Source organism: Acinetobacter sp. SFA (assembly GCF_001647535.1).
Lineage (GTDB): Bacteria > Pseudomonadota > Gammaproteobacteria > Pseudomonadales > Moraxellaceae > Acinetobacter > Acinetobacter pecorum.
This window is the reverse complement of record NZ_LSZI01000017.1, coordinates 15,640-31,342: the sequence shown is the minus strand read 5'-3', so window position 1 is coordinate 31,342 and position 15,703 is coordinate 15,640. Positions and strand designations below refer to the sequence as shown.

The 15,703-nt window shown below is 44.1% G+C and carries 15 protein-coding genes; 4 read left to right on the top strand and 11 right to left on the bottom strand.

The genetic code is table 11. The annotated features are described in order from the left end of the window. Position 1 precedes the first annotated feature (1 nt). The 3 genes from nrdR to glnK all read right to left on the bottom strand — a co-directional run bounded on the left by nrdR (position 2) and on the right by glnK (position 2,416). Positions 2–466 (bottom strand): transcriptional regulator NrdR, encoded by a 465-nt coding sequence (nrdR, locus tag AY607_RS08560; RefSeq protein WP_064094673.1) that lies wholly within the window; start codon positions 464–466, stop codon positions 2–4. A 140-nt stretch (positions 467–606) separates the two neighbouring features. Next, entirely contained in the window at positions 607–2,019 is a 1,413-nt protein-coding gene (locus tag AY607_RS08555) for an ammonium transporter (protein WP_064102345.1), read from the bottom strand. A 58-nt stretch (positions 2,020–2,077) separates the two neighbouring features. Continuing rightward, the gene (glnK, locus tag AY607_RS08550) at positions 2,078–2,416 is read right to left on the bottom strand and encodes a P-II family nitrogen regulator (RefSeq protein WP_005094485.1); all 339 of its coding nucleotides are present in this window, start codon (positions 2,414–2,416) and stop codon (positions 2,078–2,080) included. Positions 2,417–2,693: 277 nt separating this feature from the next. Between glnK and AY607_RS08545 the strand changes: the two genes are divergently transcribed. After that, entirely contained in the window at positions 2,694–2,921 is a 228-nt protein-coding gene (locus tag AY607_RS08545) for an accessory factor UbiK family protein (protein WP_064095169.1), read from the top strand. 66 nt (positions 2,922–2,987) lie between these two features. After that, positions 2,988–4,478, top strand: coding sequence for a YifB family Mg chelatase-like AAA ATPase (locus tag AY607_RS08540; protein ID WP_064102344.1), 1,491 nt, complete (start codon positions 2,988–2,990; stop codon positions 4,476–4,478). A gap of 47 nt (positions 4,479–4,525) precedes the next feature. Here the strand turns inward: AY607_RS08540 and AY607_RS08535 are convergent, their stop codons facing one another. After that, a complete protein-coding gene (locus AY607_RS08535) occupies positions 4,526–5,254 on the bottom strand; it encodes a TorF family putative porin (RefSeq protein WP_064094676.1) in 729 nt (242 codons plus the stop codon). A 598-nt stretch (positions 5,255–5,852) separates the two neighbouring features. Between AY607_RS08535 and AY607_RS08530 the strand changes: the two genes are divergently transcribed. Next, positions 5,853–7,169, top strand: a complete 1,317-nt coding sequence (locus tag AY607_RS08530; protein WP_064102343.1) for an OprD family outer membrane porin — start codon at positions 5,853–5,855, stop codon at positions 7,167–7,169. Positions 7,170–7,264: 95 nt separating this feature from the next. Here the strand turns inward: AY607_RS08530 and ppa are convergent, their stop codons facing one another. Further along, a complete protein-coding gene (gene ppa / locus AY607_RS08525) occupies positions 7,265–7,801 on the bottom strand; it encodes an inorganic diphosphatase (RefSeq protein WP_064094678.1) in 537 nt (178 codons plus the stop codon). Positions 7,802–7,917: 116 nt separating this feature from the next. Beyond that, positions 7,918–8,316, bottom strand: coding sequence for an MAPEG family protein (locus tag AY607_RS08520; protein ID WP_064102342.1), 399 nt, complete (start codon positions 8,314–8,316; stop codon positions 7,918–7,920). Between the two features lie 99 nt (positions 8,317–8,415). Here AY607_RS08520 and AY607_RS08515 point away from each other — a divergent pair, with 99 nt between their 5' ends. Further along, positions 8,416–8,796, top strand: a complete 381-nt coding sequence (locus AY607_RS08515) for a hypothetical protein (RefSeq protein ID WP_064102341.1) — start codon at positions 8,416–8,418, stop codon at positions 8,794–8,796. A 49-nt stretch (positions 8,797–8,845) separates the two neighbouring features. On the opposite strand, the gene AY607_RS08510 is transcribed toward AY607_RS08515, so the two are convergent. The 5 genes from AY607_RS08510 to AY607_RS08490 form a co-directional block, all read right to left on the bottom strand. Then, entirely contained in the window at positions 8,846–10,522 is a 1,677-nt protein-coding gene (locus tag AY607_RS08510; protein ID WP_064095170.1) for an AMP-binding protein, read from the bottom strand. 150 nt (positions 10,523–10,672) lie between these two features. Next, positions 10,673–12,892 (bottom strand): DNA topoisomerase IV subunit A, encoded by a 2,220-nt coding sequence (parC, locus tag AY607_RS08505; RefSeq protein ID WP_064102340.1) that lies wholly within the window; start codon positions 12,890–12,892, stop codon positions 10,673–10,675. A 165-nt stretch (positions 12,893–13,057) separates the two neighbouring features. Further along, positions 13,058–14,377 carry an MFS transporter gene (locus AY607_RS08500; RefSeq protein WP_064102339.1) on the bottom strand — a complete coding sequence of 440 codons (1,320 nt, stop codon included), beginning with the start codon at positions 14,375–14,377 and terminating at the stop codon, positions 13,058–13,060. Between the two features lie 128 nt (positions 14,378–14,505). Continuing rightward, positions 14,506–15,150 (bottom strand): trimeric intracellular cation channel family protein, encoded by a 645-nt coding sequence (locus AY607_RS08495; RefSeq protein ID WP_064094683.1) that lies wholly within the window; start codon positions 15,148–15,150, stop codon positions 14,506–14,508. 61 nt (positions 15,151–15,211) lie between these two features. Further along, a complete protein-coding gene (locus tag AY607_RS08490) occupies positions 15,212–15,676 on the bottom strand; it encodes a YchJ family protein (RefSeq protein WP_064102338.1) in 465 nt (154 codons plus the stop codon). Positions 15,677–15,703: the final 27 nt, after the last annotated feature.

Genomic DNA, 15,703 nt, shown 5'->3' with positions numbered 1-15,703 from the left:
TTTATTCGTGTAATTCTCGTTGTTGCATCTGTTCAATCTGATGACGAAAAGCTTCGACATCCTGAAAATCCTGATAAACCGAAGCGAAACGTACATAGGCAACATGATCCAGAGCAAATAAAGACTGCATCACGATTTCACCGATGGTACGTGATTTCACGTCACGCTCCCCTAGACGGCGAATCTGTAGCTGGATATCACTTAGCACGGTTTCAATCTGTTCCTGGGTCACCGGGCGTTTTTGCAAGGCATGCATCAGGGAGCGACGTAGTTTGGCTTCATCAAAAGGCTCATTCTTGCCATCTGACTTGATGACACGTGGCATCACCACTTCATAACTTTCAAAGGTAGTGAAGCGTTCATTACAACTGACACATTCACGACGACGACGAATCTGACAGCCTTCAGCTGCCAGGCGTGAATCAATCACTTTACTGTCTGCAGTATTGCAAAATGGGCAATGCATAGCGGTTTAATTGAGCAAATCCAGATGATTTCCGAGTGTAGCAAAAATTACAAACTTTGTAGAGCTTTACGCAACATATAGAAAAAAAACAGCCCATTCGGGCTGTTTTACACTATATATTGATTATGAGATAGTTATTATTATTCGACACGTTCGCCATGTTGGCTCAAATCCAGTCCCATACGCTCATCATCAGATGTCACACGGATTCCAATGATCAAGTCAATGACTTTGAGGATAATGAAGGTCATGATTGCAGAATAAGCGATTGTTGCAAGAACCCCTTCAACCTGAACCCACAGCTGATGCATAACATTGGCAGGGGCATTGTCACCCATGATGAATTCGCTGGCAAAGAAGGCTGTTAAAATCGCACCTACAATCCCACCTACGCCATGCAGGCCAAAAGCATCCAAAGAGTCATCGGCTTTCAATGCGCGTTTCAGTGCTGTAATCCCCCAGAAACACACCACACCACCGATCAGACCCATCGCCAGCGCACCGCCTACGGTCACAAAACCTGCAGCAGGAGTAATCACGACCAGACCTGCAACTGCACCTGATACGCCACCCAGTACAGAAGCTTTACCACGCACCAGTTTTTCAGTGATTAACCAAGAGATAGCTGCTGCTGCTGCTGCCACTTGAGTCACGATCAAGGCATAGCCTGCAGAACCGTTTGCACCTAATGCAGAACCACCATTGAAACCGAACCAGCCCACCCAGAGCAAAGATGCTCCGATCACTGTAAGGGTCAGGTTATGTGGTGCCATAGATTCACGGCCCAAGCCCATACGTTTGCCCAGCATATATGCCGCTACCAGACCAGCAACACCCGAGTTGATATGTACGACTGTACCACCAGCAAAATCAAGCGCGCCATCGTTACCTAACCAGCCGCCACCCCACACCCAGTGGGTAATTGGGGCATAGACAATCACCACCCAAAGTGCGATGAAAGCAACGAAAGCACCAAATTTCATACGTTCTGCAATCGAACCGCTGATGATGGCAACCGTAATAATGGCAAAAGTCATTTGGAAAATCACGAATAGGATTTCAGGAATCGTGCCCGAAAGTGCTTCTGTGGTGATTCCCGCTAACATGAATTTATCCAGGCTACCTATAAAGGCGTTACCTTCCCCGAAAGCGAGGGTATAACCAATAATGACCCAGGCAATACTGACCACTACAGCAGCAACAAAGCTATGTGCCATGGTCGCCAGGACATTTTTCTTGCGGACCATACCGCCATAAAATAGCGCCAAACCAGGAATGGTCATCAATAAAACCAGAGCGGTCGAGGTTAAAATCCAGGCGGTATCACCAGTATCTAGCGTTGGTTCTTCTTCTGCAGGTATTACGGCTTCGACTGGCGCTGCTTCAGCAATGACTGCTGTAGTCTCTGTTGTATTTAGTGTTGTATCGCCTGCTTCTTCAACAAGCACAATTTCTTCTGTTGGTGTTGTTGCTGTTGCAGCTTCTTCAGCCCATGCAACAGAACCACCAAAAAGAGCGCCGGCCATGCCGAACGCGAGTAGCATTTTTTTCATCGTATCCCCCAACCAAGTTTTTGTGAGTTATTAGGTACCCAGCAAACTTCGTGCCAAGTTAGACAGCGTCTGCCCCTGTTTCACCTGTACGAATACGGATGACTTGTTCCAAGTTAGTTACGAAAATTTTTCCGTCACCGATTTTTCCAGTGCTAGCCACACGGGTAATAGATTCAATTACTGAGTCAACCATGTCATCGCTGATGGCAATTTCAATTTTGACTTTCGGTAGGAAATCTACAACGTATTCAGCACCACGATAGAGTTCAGTATGGCCTTTTTGACGACCAAAGCCTTTCACTTCAGTTACAGTGATGCCTTGAACACCAATTTCAGACAATGCTTCGCGCACATCATCTAATTTAAAAGGTTTTACAATTGCAGTTACGAGCTTCATGTTTGTTTTCCTTCGGCTTATTTCACCAGTAAGGTTTTACGTTCAAATTTCATGCCAAGATCCCTAAGGTCGGGGGAAATTAGAAAGCTCGGCATGTGGTCTATTTATACCTTATTTTATACTTATAAAGTCCTTGAATCTTCAAAAAATAGACATTTTTTATGTGGATTTTTACAATATCTCTGCCCGAATAAGTCTATATTTTATCTGAAATACTATAGTCTGCATTTTAGCAATGCTAAACTGTGCGCTCCTTTCTATGGCAATGGATCAGACGATGATTGAAACCTTATTACAAGCAATTATGCAGCAAGTCGAACAACCTAAGAAAGATTTGGAACATAATCTCCGTGCCCTGTTAAATGAAGCTGTGGCTAAAATGGATCTGGTGTCTAAAGAAGAAATTGAACGTCAACGCACTGCCCTAAATAAAGCCAATTATCGTCTGGATGAATTGCTCAAACAGGTTGAGGCACTAGAAGAAAAGATTTCGAACAAAAAATAAGCACAAGTACAGTGCACAAAAGACACCAGACTTATAAAAATAACGCACCAAATTGGAACAACAATAATGTCTTTTGCCAAAATTTATACGCGAGGCTTGCTTGGCCTGCATGCACCTTTAATAGAAGTCGAGGTTCATGTCAGTTCGGGCATGCCTTCACTCACTATTGTGGGACTTCCAGAAGCAGCAGTACGGGAAAGTAAAGACCGGGTACGGTCGGCTATTTTAAATAGCGGCTTTCAATTCCCCACCAAACGTCTCACCATTAATCTGGCGCCAGCAGATCTGCCAAAAGATGGCTCACGTCTGGACTTACCGATTGCTTTAGGCATTTTAGTGGCTTCAGGCCAGCTCCCAGAAGATTGCACCGAGCATCTTGAATTTATTGGAGAATTGGCCCTTGATGGTCAATTACGTCCGGTCAGTGGAACCCTGAGTATTGCGATTGCCTGTCAGAGTGATCAGCATCAACTGATCCTGCCTGGCCCAAATGCCCAGGAAGCCTGTCAGCTCCCTGATTTTAAAGTCTTCGCAGCCAATCATCTGAAAGAGGTGTGTGAACATCTTTCCCAGACACAGTCCTTGCAGCAGATAGAATCCGGTTCACTTGCTACAGACCATTTTTATAAGTTTGATCTTGCGGATGTAAAAGGACAATTACGACCACGACGTGCTTTAGAAATTGCTGCAGCAGGTGGTCATTCCCTGCTGTTTCGTGGTCCGCCTGGAACAGGCAAGACTTTGCTGGCCTCCCGATTGGCCAGTATTTTACCGCCTTTAAAGAGCCAGGAAAATCTGGAAGTCGCCAGTATCTATTCAGTGGCGAATGCCAATCATCCTTTTGGGCAACGCCCGTTTCGGGCTCCGCATCATACTGCTTCTGCAGTGGCACTGGTCGGTGGTGGTTCACATCCCAAGCCAGGAGAAATTACCCTGGCGCATTTAGGGGTTTTATTTCTGGACGAACTGCCTGAATTCGACCGCAAAGTTCTGGAAGTCTTACGGCAGCCTTTGGAGGCAAAGGAAATTGTCATTTCCCGGGCATCACGCCAGATTACTTTTCCCGCCAATTTCCAGTTGGTGGCTGCTATGAATCCATGCCCATGTGGCTATGCCTTTAATCAGGATATCCGCTGTCAATGTTCGCCTGAAAGTATTAAGCGTTATCAGAACCGGATCTCAGGCCCCCTGCTGGACCGGATTGATTTGCATATTGATGTACCTCCATTACAGGCGCATGAGTTACAGGACAATAGACCTACAGAAAACTCGGAAACGGTCAGACAACGCGTCATTGCCGCTTATGAAATTCAGATGCAACGGCAAAACACCTTGAATATGAGTCTGAGTCCGAAGCAGCTAGAGCAGTATGCCGCATTAGATCAGTCTGCTCAGAATATGCTTGAACTGGCGCAGCAAAAATTAAATTTGTCAGCCCGAGGTTATCATCGGGTCTTGCGTGTCGCACGTACCATTGCCGATTTGCATCAAAGTCCCGATATCCAAAGCCAGCATCTGTCTGAGGCTTTATCTTATCGCGGGCAGCAGCAGATTTAGAACATTAAAAAAGGCGACCTGAGATCGCCTTTTTTAAACACCAAAGATTAGAAGCTGTAGCCTAGTCCTAATACCACTTTATTTTTCTGTTTATCTTCAAAACGGTTATAACCACCAAAAATATAATTCATGCTGGCGGTGATGCCTGTATCAGCAAGTGGCTTGCTTAGACCGATATCGAAATGACGGAAACCGAAACTGTTTTCTGTTCCTTTTATGTCGCCATCTTTGGCATAAATATATAGGCCAAGTGCAGTATCCAGACTAAAATCTTTTGGCAGTGCATAGCTATAGGTGCCTTTTAGATAGGTATCCCCTGCATTACCCCAATCAAGATCTTCCAGTAATGTTTGAGCAGTCATACCAAAATCTTTGTACGTCAGACCCAGCATGGTTTCAAAACCATTTGATCCTGTATTGCCAATATCATAATAATAATAATAAGTTAAACCCGCTGTATAATCCCAGTCTTCATTGATTGAACCGTTATAGCCCGCATAAAAATCATTTTCAAAGGCATTGGGCAAATCATCACCATAGTCTAATGTCGAACCCCACCACCCTGCATAGAAACCAGAAGCATGATTGTAGTCCAGCCCCCCCTGTAAAGTAGCGCCCTTATTTTCTGGCGTATTGGTAATACCACGCAGGTTATAGCTTGAAAGTACGCTGATATTTCCAGATACCGTATGTTCAGCAGCCGGTTCCTCAGCAAAAGTAAAAGAAGATGCAGCGCCCAATAAAGCAAGAGATAATACTTTTAATGTTGATTTCATTGTGTGACTCCCCCAGATCGTCTGAGACGTTTTTTATGGTCATTGATTAAACTCAAGCTCGAAACTGCAAGAGCTATGCCAATCTGGATAAAGGACACTCGAAACAATGAAACCTACAAAATGATTAATACATAAGTTTCTGTTTTTAAATTAAAATTTAAATTATTCTAAAAAGTATGTGCTAGGTGATTTCTTGACTCAAAAGATTTAAGCACCATTCCTTTGTTTTTTAAGGCTTATACATAATTATTTACAACTTGCCCTATTTTGATTCTGTTTTTAAAAGGATCAAAATTTATGCCAAAAAATCGTGCATATTTTTTGATCATATTTTTTTACACATTATTCAGTATAAAAGCCATTTCTTCTTATTTTGCATTCTTAAAAAGATAAGTTTTACCTTCTAACAGGTTTTTGTTTATATTAATTTTTTACCAAATGGTTATAAATCCATTTTCGTTAAGTTTCGCTATTTTTTAATTTGAGTTAAAAAAATTAGACTTTAATAGAAGATCTGCAATAAAAAATGACATTTTTTCCATCAATTCTTATACAATTCTTAAAAATTCTCTACTAGTTTGTATAAGGTCATCTCCCAATGCAAAATATAAAAAAATTAACATTGATCGTTATGATTCAAGCTGCTTTGGTGTCATCTGTGTATGCCAATGAACAAGCTGAAGCTAAAGGTTTTGTTGAAGGTGCTGACGGTACGGTTTTATTCCGCACCGGTTTTCTAAGCCGTGACAAAAAGAATGGTGTAGCGGATACACGCTCATCTGCTCAAACGGCGATAGTTAAACTGGACTCTGGCTTTACTAAAGGTGTAGTTGGTTTTGGTGCAGGTATTATCGGTGATGCATCTTTCAAGATAGGCAAAAATGCACACGCGGGGAATAACATGATTCCCCTGCATAATAATGGTGCCAAAGATGCCCAAGGCCGGGTGGATCCTTATAGTACCTGGGCACGTGGTGGGGCATATGTGAAAGCTCGTGTTTCTAGTACGACAGCTACTTATGGTACTCAGGTTCTTGATATTCCTGTACTCGCAAGTAATACCGCACGTCTGGTTCCCGAGTATTTTACCGGGGTACTGGTCACAAGTAACGAAATAGACAAGCTGAAGCTTACAGCAGGTAAATTCACCAAAGACCAATATTCAGATCAACTTAGTACTGATGGCCGTCATCTGAAAAGTGCAGTAGTTTGGGGTGCAAAATACGACTTCAATGACCACCTTAACTCCTCTTATTATGGAGTTGATGTTAAAGATAAACTGGAACGTCATTATGCGAGTGTCAACTCTACCCATGACCTGAAAGATGATTCATCTTTAACTTTAGATTTGAGTGGATATCATACTAAGTTTGACAAGGATGCCAATACCTACTCTCAGACCACGACTGATCTGGCAGACCGTCATAATACAATCTGGGCGGTTTCAAGTGCCTATAACAAAGATGTGCACAATATCATGCTGGCTTACCAACAAAACTCAGGCAATGTTGGTTACGATTATGGTGAAAATGCTGATGGCGGTCAGAGCATGTACCTTCCAAACTCTTACCTTTCTGACTTTATTGGCAATAAGGAAAAATCTGCTCAGCTACAGTACAGCTATAACTTCAAAAATCATGGCATTCCAGGTTTAAACTGGACCACGGCTTTTGTTTATGGCTGGGATATCCATGTTGCGAATCCGAATAACCGCGCTGAATTAATCACCAGCAATGCTCAGGAACATGAATTTTTTAACCAGGTTAAATATACCGTTCAATCCGGTCACCTGAAAGATGCAAGCTTACGCTTACGTCACTCTTATTACCGGGCGAGTGATGACTATCAATCTAGCTATATTGGTGACACCAACGAATGGCGTATCTGGCTAGACATTCCTGTGAAATTATTCTAATTCACGCGAAATTCAAGCCATAAAAAAACCTGCAGCATGTGCAGGTTTTTTTATACCGGGCTTTAAAAATTTAAAGCCCAATCAACAAAAAGCAATTATTTATTTGCTTCTGCATAAGCTTCAATTGAACTCATAACTTCCTGTTTTGCAACATCAGCCCCGTCCCAACCACTAAGCTTAACCCATTTACCTGGTTCAAGGTCTTTGTAATGCTGGAAGAAATGTTCGATCTGGCTGATCAGTAATGGAGGAAGATCCGTATATTCCTGAACATCTTTGTAGATCGGCGTCAGTTTATCATGTGGAACTGCAACCAGTTTCGCATCAATACCACCGTCATCTTCCATGTTCAACTTACCCACAGGACGGCAACGAATCACAGAACCTGGTTCGACCGGATGCGGAGTTACCACCAGTACGTCTAATGGGTCACCGTCAAGTGATAGGGTGTTTGGTACATAACCGTAGTTTGCTGGGTAGAACATTGCTGTACCCATAAAACGGTCTACAAATAACGCATCAGAATCTTTATCGATTTCGTATTTGATTGGTGCTGCATTTGCAGGAATTTCGATGATCACATAGATATCGTTTGGCGCATCTTTACCCGCTGGGATATTGCTGTAGCTCATAGCATCACTCTTTAACAAGTTATATCTTTTAAAAAACCGCGACAATTATAACGGGTTTTAAAGAAATTTTTAGACTTTAAATCTCGAACTGTAAATATGTCCGTTGACTTGCTGACTTAAACGATCTTGATGATCAGCAGCAATAAAGCCACCGGGCATAACATCGAGAGCAACCATACAATAGAACGTAGAGTTGCCCAGTTGGCCAGATAGCAAATTCCGTATAAGATACGGAAAACCAGATAGGCAATACCGAACGTCATGACCAACTCTTGGGGCACCACCATATATTCTGCCATCAAGATCGCAGCAATAAAGAGTGGTAAACTTTCAAAACTGTTCTGCTGGACAGCATTGGCACGACTGGCTAGTCCTGAAGACTTTTGTAAAAATTCCCGTGGATGCTGATTGTCTTTGGCGCTAAAGCCTGCAGTTTTTTTTGCAATCAATGTGAATACATAGGGCAAAAGACAAGCGGCTAAAATGAGATAGATAATCCCACTAATGCTGTGCATCTGTTTTTTCTCATAAAATTTTATCCCTATCATAGCATGGCATTTCGTGAATAAATTTTGTTAAATAGAGTGCTTTTTATTACTTGTTAAGGATTCACTATGGTCACACCTGATCAAAATGAAATGTTCGATGTCCTCGAGAAACAACGCCAGCATCAACGTCAAGTGGATCGCGTATTAAAAATTGTGCTGCCGATTGTGGCGTTTCTGATCGCCGTCATTTGTGCCAATATGAACATCTGGTCACCGATCTTCACCTTTGCTCTTCTATGGATTTCTTTTTATGCTGTAGGGATCAAGCGCCTGCCTCTCTGGCACTGGTTGATCGCAATCCTAGTTTATTGCTTGCTAGATAATATTCTAAGTTATGGCAGCTTTAATCAAACCGGATTTACCCGCCAGTTCGGTACCATGTTTATTTTCTTGGGAGTAGTCGGAGTAGGCCGCCCTTATTTTGACCGCTGGTTAATGAAAAAATAAAAAGTCCAAATTAAAAAAAGCGCCTGACGGCGCTTTTTTTTTACAGAATTTAGGCAGATTTACGTAAATCTTTGCGCAGGATTTTACCTACATTCGATTTTGGTAATTCATCCATAAACTCGACATAACGTGGACGTTTATAACCGGTGAGATTTTCTTTAGCAAATGCCAAAACCTCTTCTGTGGTTAGAGATGGATCTTTTTTCACCACAAACAGTTTCGGCACTTCACCTGATTTTTCATCTGGTACGCCAATCGCAGCCACTTCCAGTACTTTTGGATGGGTTGCCAGTACTTCTTCAATCTCAGATGGATAAACGTTAAAACCAGACACTAGAATCATGTCTTTCTTACGGTCTACGATTTTTACATAACCACGTGAATCCATCACACCGATATCACCGGTACGGAAGAAGCCATTAACCATCACTTTGTCAGTTTCATCTGGTCGGTTCCAGTAGCCTTTCATGACCTGAGGACCACGGATTGAAATTTCACCTTGCTCGCCCAATGGAACTTCATTGCCTTCATCATCCAGAATAGCAACTTCGGTTGATGGTAACGGGATACCAATGGTGCCACTAAATTCTTCAGATGCAGGTGGGTTTGCCGTAGCGACTGGAGAGGTTTCAGACAAGCCATAACCTTCAACAATATTGGTTCCGGTGACTTTCTTCCATGCTGCTGCAGTAGAAGGAAGTACCGCCATACCACCGCCCATTGCCATTTTTAACTTGCTATGATCAAGCTGTTTGAACTCTTCATTGTTTACCAGCGCATTGAATAGTGTATTCACTGCCGGGAAGAAAGTCGGCTGGTATTTACGTAATTCTTTCATCACTGCCGGCAGATCACGCGGGTTCGGAATCAGGACATTCGCTTGGCCTTTGTACATGCCATACAGTGCGCACACCATAAACGCAAAGATATGATAAAGCGGCAAGGCACAGAAAATACGGTCATCTGGCTGACCATCTTGCGCACCAAATTTACTCTGGAAAATACCGTCACACTGTAACAGGTTCGCGACCAGGTTACGGTGCGTCAGTTCAGCACCTTTAGATACGCCTGTGGTACCGCCCGTATATTGCAGTACAGCCGTATCGCTTAGGCCTAGTTCAGGACGCTTGTAATTGTTCGGGCTAACTTTATTTAAAGCGGTATTGAACTTGACGTGGCCTGGAATATCCCATGCTGGAATCTGCTTGCGCACAGAACGCAGTACAAAATTTACCAGTGTTCCTTTCAAGGCACCCAGCATGTCACCGACAGAAGCTACTACAACATGCTTCACTGGTGTTTTACCGATAATCGCCTGGTAAACAGATGCAAAGTTCTCAATGATCACCAGAACTTCAGCACCTGAGTCATTCAATTGATGCTCAAGTTCACGTGATGTATAGAGTGGATTCACGTTGACCAGTACCAAACCTGCGCGGAACACCCCAAGTGCCACGACCGGATACTGAAGCACGTTTGGCATCATCACTGCAACACGTGAACCTTTTGCCAACCCCAAGCTTTGTAAATAAGTTGCAAATTTGCGACTCGCCTCTTCCAATTCATTGAAAGTCATGGCCTTATCCATAAAGATAAAGGCATCACGCGAGCCGAATTTTTGGAAATTACGTTCAAAAATATCTACTAGAGAAGTATTTTCTGGTGGTAATTCTACTGTTTCTGGAATCCCTGTTTTTTGGTATTCAGCAAACCAAATTTTTTCCATAATGGCCATCTCTCCAATCATAATCCTTAGTATTTCAACTGTTTTTTTCAATATCACACGCCGTTTTTAGACTTGTATATGTGCAATATTGCATCCATCTTGTCGAATCGTTGTTCATATATAACGTATTTTACAGGATGGATGCTAGTCTTATCTTTGAATCAACAGTTTATTTGCTTTTTGGTATCCGCGTGGTAAAAGCTGACCTTTTGCACCACGTTTGCCGAGATATTTTTGCAAATCATCCCCTTTTAATTTTAACTGCTGCTGTCCTGCAAGCACTTGAATTGTTTCATCAAGCTTCAATAGTGTCATGGACAAAATTTGATCACTAGCCTCAAGTTGTATCAATTTATTTCCTTTGCCTTTATTCAACACCGGCAACTCTGCTAAATCGACAATTAACAGGCGCCCTGCCGAACTGAGCAGTGCAACATGCGTGGCATCTTCGAGTAGCTGCAGGTTCATCACTTCAGCTCCTTCAGATAAATTCAGGAAAGCTTTCCCGGCTTTGGCACTGGTATCCAGCTGCTTGGCCTGGGTTTTAAAGCCATACCCTTTACTACTGATGGCCAGAATTTCAGCTTCGTCATCAGCCACCAGAACCTGTTTAAAACCCACTCCGCTGGCAGGAGAAAGTTTTGAACTGAGTGGTTCACCGAGACCACGTGCCGATGGCAGGCTATTGATTGGTAAGGCATAGCTACGGCCGGTATCATCAATCACATAGACCCGCTGGTTGGACTTGCCTTGAGCATGACTCAAGTACTGGTCACCGGCACGGAAATTCAGATTTTCAGCCTCCACTTCATGACCTTTGGCACAGCGAATCCAGCCAGCTTCAGATAACACTACCGTCACCGGATCGGCAGGCAACATTTCAGTTTCATTGATCGCAGCAGCTTCGGCACGCTGTACGATTGGCGAACGGCGATCATCACCAAATTTCTTGGCATCTTCTTTTAGTTCAGAAATGATCAGGGTCTTCAAGGATTCCGGATTGGCCAGCTGTTCACGAATCACCGCAGCTTTCGCTTCAAGTTCTTCCTGTTCACGGCGCAGTTGCATTTCCTCAAGCTTGGCCAGATGACGTAACTTGAGTTCCAAAATGGCTTCAGCCTGAATCTCGTCAATGCCAAAACGCGCCATCAATACCGATTTTGGCTGATCTTCTTCACGAATAATCCGAATCACTTCATCAATATTCAAATATGCAATAATCAGACCACCCAAGATATGCAGGCGTTTTTCGATCTTGTTCAGATGGTATTGCAGACGACGTGTTACCGTGGTTTTACGGATTTCAATCCATTCCAGCAGAATACGACGAATCGATTTTACCTGTGGACGGCCATCGGCACCAATCATGTTCATATTGACACGATAGCTGGATTCCAGATCTGTGGTCGCAAACAGATGGCTCATGACTGCTTCTGCATCAATGCGGTTGGAACGCAGAACAATCACTAAACGGGTTGGATTGACATGATCCGATTCATCCCGTACATCGCTGACTAAAGGCAGTTTCTTGGCCTGCATCTGGTCGGCAATCTGGGTAATGATTTTGGAGCCTGACACCTGATATGGAAGTTCAGTGATAATAATTTCGTTTTTATCTATGGTATATACCGCACGCATGCGATAACTGCCACGACCTGTAGTCTGAATTTTTAACAGTTCAGCAGGAGGAGTAATAATTTCGGCTTTGGTCGGCAAATCCGGTGCAGGAATATAGTCTGCGATTTTTTCATCGGTCAGGTTCGGATTACGAATCAGGGCAATGGTGCCCTTGACTACTTCACGCAGGTTATGCGGTGGAATGTCAGTGGCCATCCCGACTGCGATGCCAGTGGTACCATTCAGCAGGATATTCGGTACACGTGCTGGCAAGTTCACCGGTTCTTTCATCGAACCGTCAAAGTTGTCCTGCCATTCACAGGTGCCCTGACCCAGTTCAGATAACAACAGTTCGCTGTATTGAGACAGTTTGGCTTCGGTATAACGCATGGCTGCGAAAGACTTCGGATCATCCGGAGAACCCCAGTTGCCCTGTCCCTCAATAAACGGATAGCGGTAACTAAAGGGCTGTGCCATCAGTACCATGGCTTCATAACAGGCCGAGTCACCATGCGGATGGTATTTGCCCAGTACGTCACCCACAGTACGTGCCGATTTCTTTGGTTTGCTGGTCCATTTCAGGCCCAGCTCACTCATGGCATAGACAATCCGGCGCTGTACCGGTTTCAGGCCATCGCTGATATGAGGGAGTGCCCGATCCATAATCACGTACATGGCGTAATTCAGATAAGCTTGTTCGGTAAATTCTGCTACGGAGCGGTTTTCTGTCGCATGATGCGCAAGGCTTGTCATAACAACCTATAGTCCTAAATAATTCGTTTTTGTATCAATGTTTCTTATGCTATGTCGCGGCTGTGGATGACACAAGGGCATCAAATAGCTCAGCGCGACAATTTGTGTCTTATGGCCTAAAAATATCCACTTTATAGGCCTCAAGCAACTAAAAAATCATTCACTTTATAAGCCCATCGATTCCAGGGTCTTGCCTTTGGTTTCTTCACCCAAAATCAGAATCACAATCGCGACAGCGACCAGAACCGCCGTAAACATGGTGAAGACATAGCTGAAACCATTGGGCATACCCATCAGATGGGTTACGGCAAAAGGCGCTGCAATACCGCCAATCCGGCCAACCGCACCAGCCCAGCCTGAACCAAAGGCACGGATATTGGTCGGATATTGTTCCGGCGTATAAGTATAGAGCACACCCCAAGCACCCAGATTGAAGAAGGACATCAGACAGCCCCAAATCACGATTTCAGTAACACTACCCGACTGGCCAAAGAAATAGGCCGAGATCGCACACATGCCAATAAAACCGGCCAGAGTAGGCTTACGACCCAGCTTTTCGACCAGCCAGGCTGCCACCAGATAACCGGGCAACTGCGCCAGAATCATAATCAGTACATATTCAAATGACTGTACGATGCTATAGCCTTCTTTGACCAGTAAGCTTGGCAACCAGGTAAAGATGCCATAATAGGAAAAAATAATACCGAACCAGATCAGCCAGAGCATAAGCGTACGGCGTGCAAATATACCTGACCATAACTGGGAAAATGAAATATTCTGCTTCTCTGCGACCGGTTTCACTTCAAAAATTTCATAGACTTGAACGCCACATTGACGCTCAATCTTTTTGACCAGTGCCGAGGCTTCGTCTATACGGCCACGGTTAATCAGGAAAGGAATAGATTCCGGTATCATTTTCCAGATCACAATTGCATACAGCGCAGGCAGGCCACCAATCAGAAAAGCGGTTTGCCAGCCAAAATCAGGAATGACAAAGCGCGATACTAAAGCTGCAACTAACCAGCCCAGCCCCCAAAAGCTTTCCAGCAGGACAATAAAGCGGCCTCGCACATGCGCAGGAATATATTCACTGACCAGCGTCACAGCCACGGGTAACTGACCACCCAAGCCCAAACCGACAATAAAACGGAAGACCAGCAGCCAGGTCAGATTCGGTGCAAAAGCGCAGGCTGCCGTGGCCAGGCTATAAATGACCAGCGTTGCAGCAAAGACTGTTTTACGCCCAAACCGGTCGGCCAGTCCCCCGGAACAAATCGCCCCAATCGCCATGCCAACAAAACCGATCGACACCACCCAGCTTTTCTGATCTGCAGTCATCTGCCAGTCTTCAGCCATTTTTGCCAGAATAAAGGAAATTAATCCGGTATCCATCGCATCAAACATCCAGCCCAGTCCAATCACCACCAGCAAGGTGTAATGAAACTTACCAATTGGTAAGCGTTGTATGCGAGAAACTAGATCCATAACAAAAATCTCTGATCAGGTGGAACGGGAGATGCTGCTTTCTCAACAGGTGGGCTGCTTTATATTTTTTATACTACGAATTAAGCACAATGCGGTGATTTTATTACTGCATTCATGTCAATGAAAAATCAAGATTCGTCTTTGGAGGATGCCGATTGCTCATCATCATCTTTATAAATAAATTTTGGCATTTCCAGACCAAAATAAATGGCGATCAGACGTAAGCTAAAACCAAAGATCAGGGTAGAAAGAATGGTGACGTCTTGTGACAAACCATAATAACTACATAACCAGTAAAAGATTACTGACACAAAAGCAATACTGGCATACAGTTCACGACGGAATACCAGCGGCACATCATTACATAAAATGTCACGCAAAATCCCGCCAGATACGCCAGTCAAAACCCCGGCAACTGAACTGACCACAAAGCCATGTCCCATTTCCAGAGAAATCTGACAGCCAATAATGGTAAAGCCGATAAGGCCTAAGGCATCCAGCACTAGGAAGATATTGCGCAAATGCCGCATCCATTTGGCAATCAGAATTGTCACAAAAGCTGCACAACAGGTCAGTATCAAATATTCAGGATGCTTGACCCAGGTCAAGGGATAATGCCCAAGCAGGACATCGCGAACCGAACCCCCACCCAGTGCCGTGACACAGGCAATAATCATGACGCCAAACCAGTCCATACTGCGCCGGCCAGCAGACAGTGCCCCGGTCATGGCTTCAGCGGTAATCGCAACAATATAGATAACGGTCAGTAACATCGCCCTGCTTCCACCTGAGGCTTTGAGATGGCGGCTATTCTAAGCTAAATCTATGTGAAAGTTATAAGAATCCGGCACAACATTGCTTAAATTTTTTACCTGAACCACAAATACAGGGCTGTTTCATGCCAAGAGTCTGATCCGTGGTCGGATCCAGAAAATACCAGCGACCTTCCAGCTTCACAAAATGTGAAACTTCATGATGCATCTGTGCCTGCTTGCCATCATGATAATGAGCCTTGAACTCAACCAATGCATGATTTTTATCCAATTTTTCATCGGCTTGAACAATCTCAAGCTTTAACCACTGATTGGCTTTGCTCCAATCACTAATTGCCTGCAAGTCCAGTGCCTGTTGCTGACCCAGCGCGGTGGTGGTTTTGATGTAATCGATTTCATGCTTCGCGAAGGCACTGTAACGGGAACGCATGAGTTGCTCCGCAGTCTCTGCGACCCGTTGTCCTGCATGTAAGGGCTGACAACAGCTGTGATATTCACCTTGTCCACATGGACATGCTTCTGACATTTCAGTTCCATAAAAATAGCCCGACAA

What these genes read in the sequence shown, in the direction of transcription:
- nrdR (WP_064094673.1), bottom strand. Translation starts at nt 466, where the DNA reads ATGCATTGCCCATTTTGCAATACTGCAGACAGTAAAGTGATTGATTCA.
- AY607_RS08555 (WP_064102345.1), bottom strand. Translation starts at nt 2,019, where the DNA reads ATGAAAAAAATGCTACTCGCGTTCGGCATGGCCGGCGCTCTTTTTGGT.
- glnK (WP_005094485.1), bottom strand. Translation starts at nt 2,416, where the DNA reads ATGAAGCTCGTAACTGCAATTGTAAAACCTTTTAAATTAGATGATGTG.
- AY607_RS08545 (WP_064095169.1), top strand. Translation starts at nt 2,694, where the DNA reads ATGATTGAAACCTTATTACAAGCAATTATGCAGCAAGTCGAACAACCT.
- AY607_RS08540 (WP_064102344.1), top strand. Translation starts at nt 2,988, where the DNA reads ATGTCTTTTGCCAAAATTTATACGCGAGGCTTGCTTGGCCTGCATGCA.
- AY607_RS08535 (WP_064094676.1), bottom strand. Translation starts at nt 5,254, where the DNA reads ATGAAATCAACATTAAAAGTATTATCTCTTGCTTTATTGGGCGCTGCA.
- AY607_RS08530 (WP_064102343.1), top strand. Translation starts at nt 5,853, where the DNA reads ATGCAAAATATAAAAAAATTAACATTGATCGTTATGATTCAAGCTGCT.
- ppa (WP_064094678.1), bottom strand. Translation starts at nt 7,801, where the DNA reads ATGAGCTACAGCAATATCCCAGCGGGTAAAGATGCGCCAAACGATATC.
- AY607_RS08520 (WP_064102342.1), bottom strand. Translation starts at nt 8,316, where the DNA reads ATGCACAGCATTAGTGGGATTATCTATCTCATTTTAGCCGCTTGTCTT.
- AY607_RS08515 (WP_064102341.1), top strand. Translation starts at nt 8,416, where the DNA reads ATGGTCACACCTGATCAAAATGAAATGTTCGATGTCCTCGAGAAACAA.
- AY607_RS08510 (WP_064095170.1), bottom strand. Translation starts at nt 10,522, where the DNA reads ATGGAAAAAATTTGGTTTGCTGAATACCAAAAAACAGGGATTCCAGAA.
- parC (WP_064102340.1), bottom strand. Translation starts at nt 12,892, where the DNA reads ATGACAAGCCTTGCGCATCATGCGACAGAAAACCGCTCCGTAGCAGAA.
- AY607_RS08500 (WP_064102339.1), bottom strand. Translation starts at nt 14,377, where the DNA reads ATGGATCTAGTTTCTCGCATACAACGCTTACCAATTGGTAAGTTTCAT.
- AY607_RS08495 (WP_064094683.1), bottom strand. Translation starts at nt 15,150, where the DNA reads ATGTTACTGACCGTTATCTATATTGTTGCGATTACCGCTGAAGCCATG.
- AY607_RS08490 (WP_064102338.1), bottom strand. Translation starts at nt 15,676, where the DNA reads ATGTCAGAAGCATGTCCATGTGGACAAGGTGAATATCACAGCTGTTGT.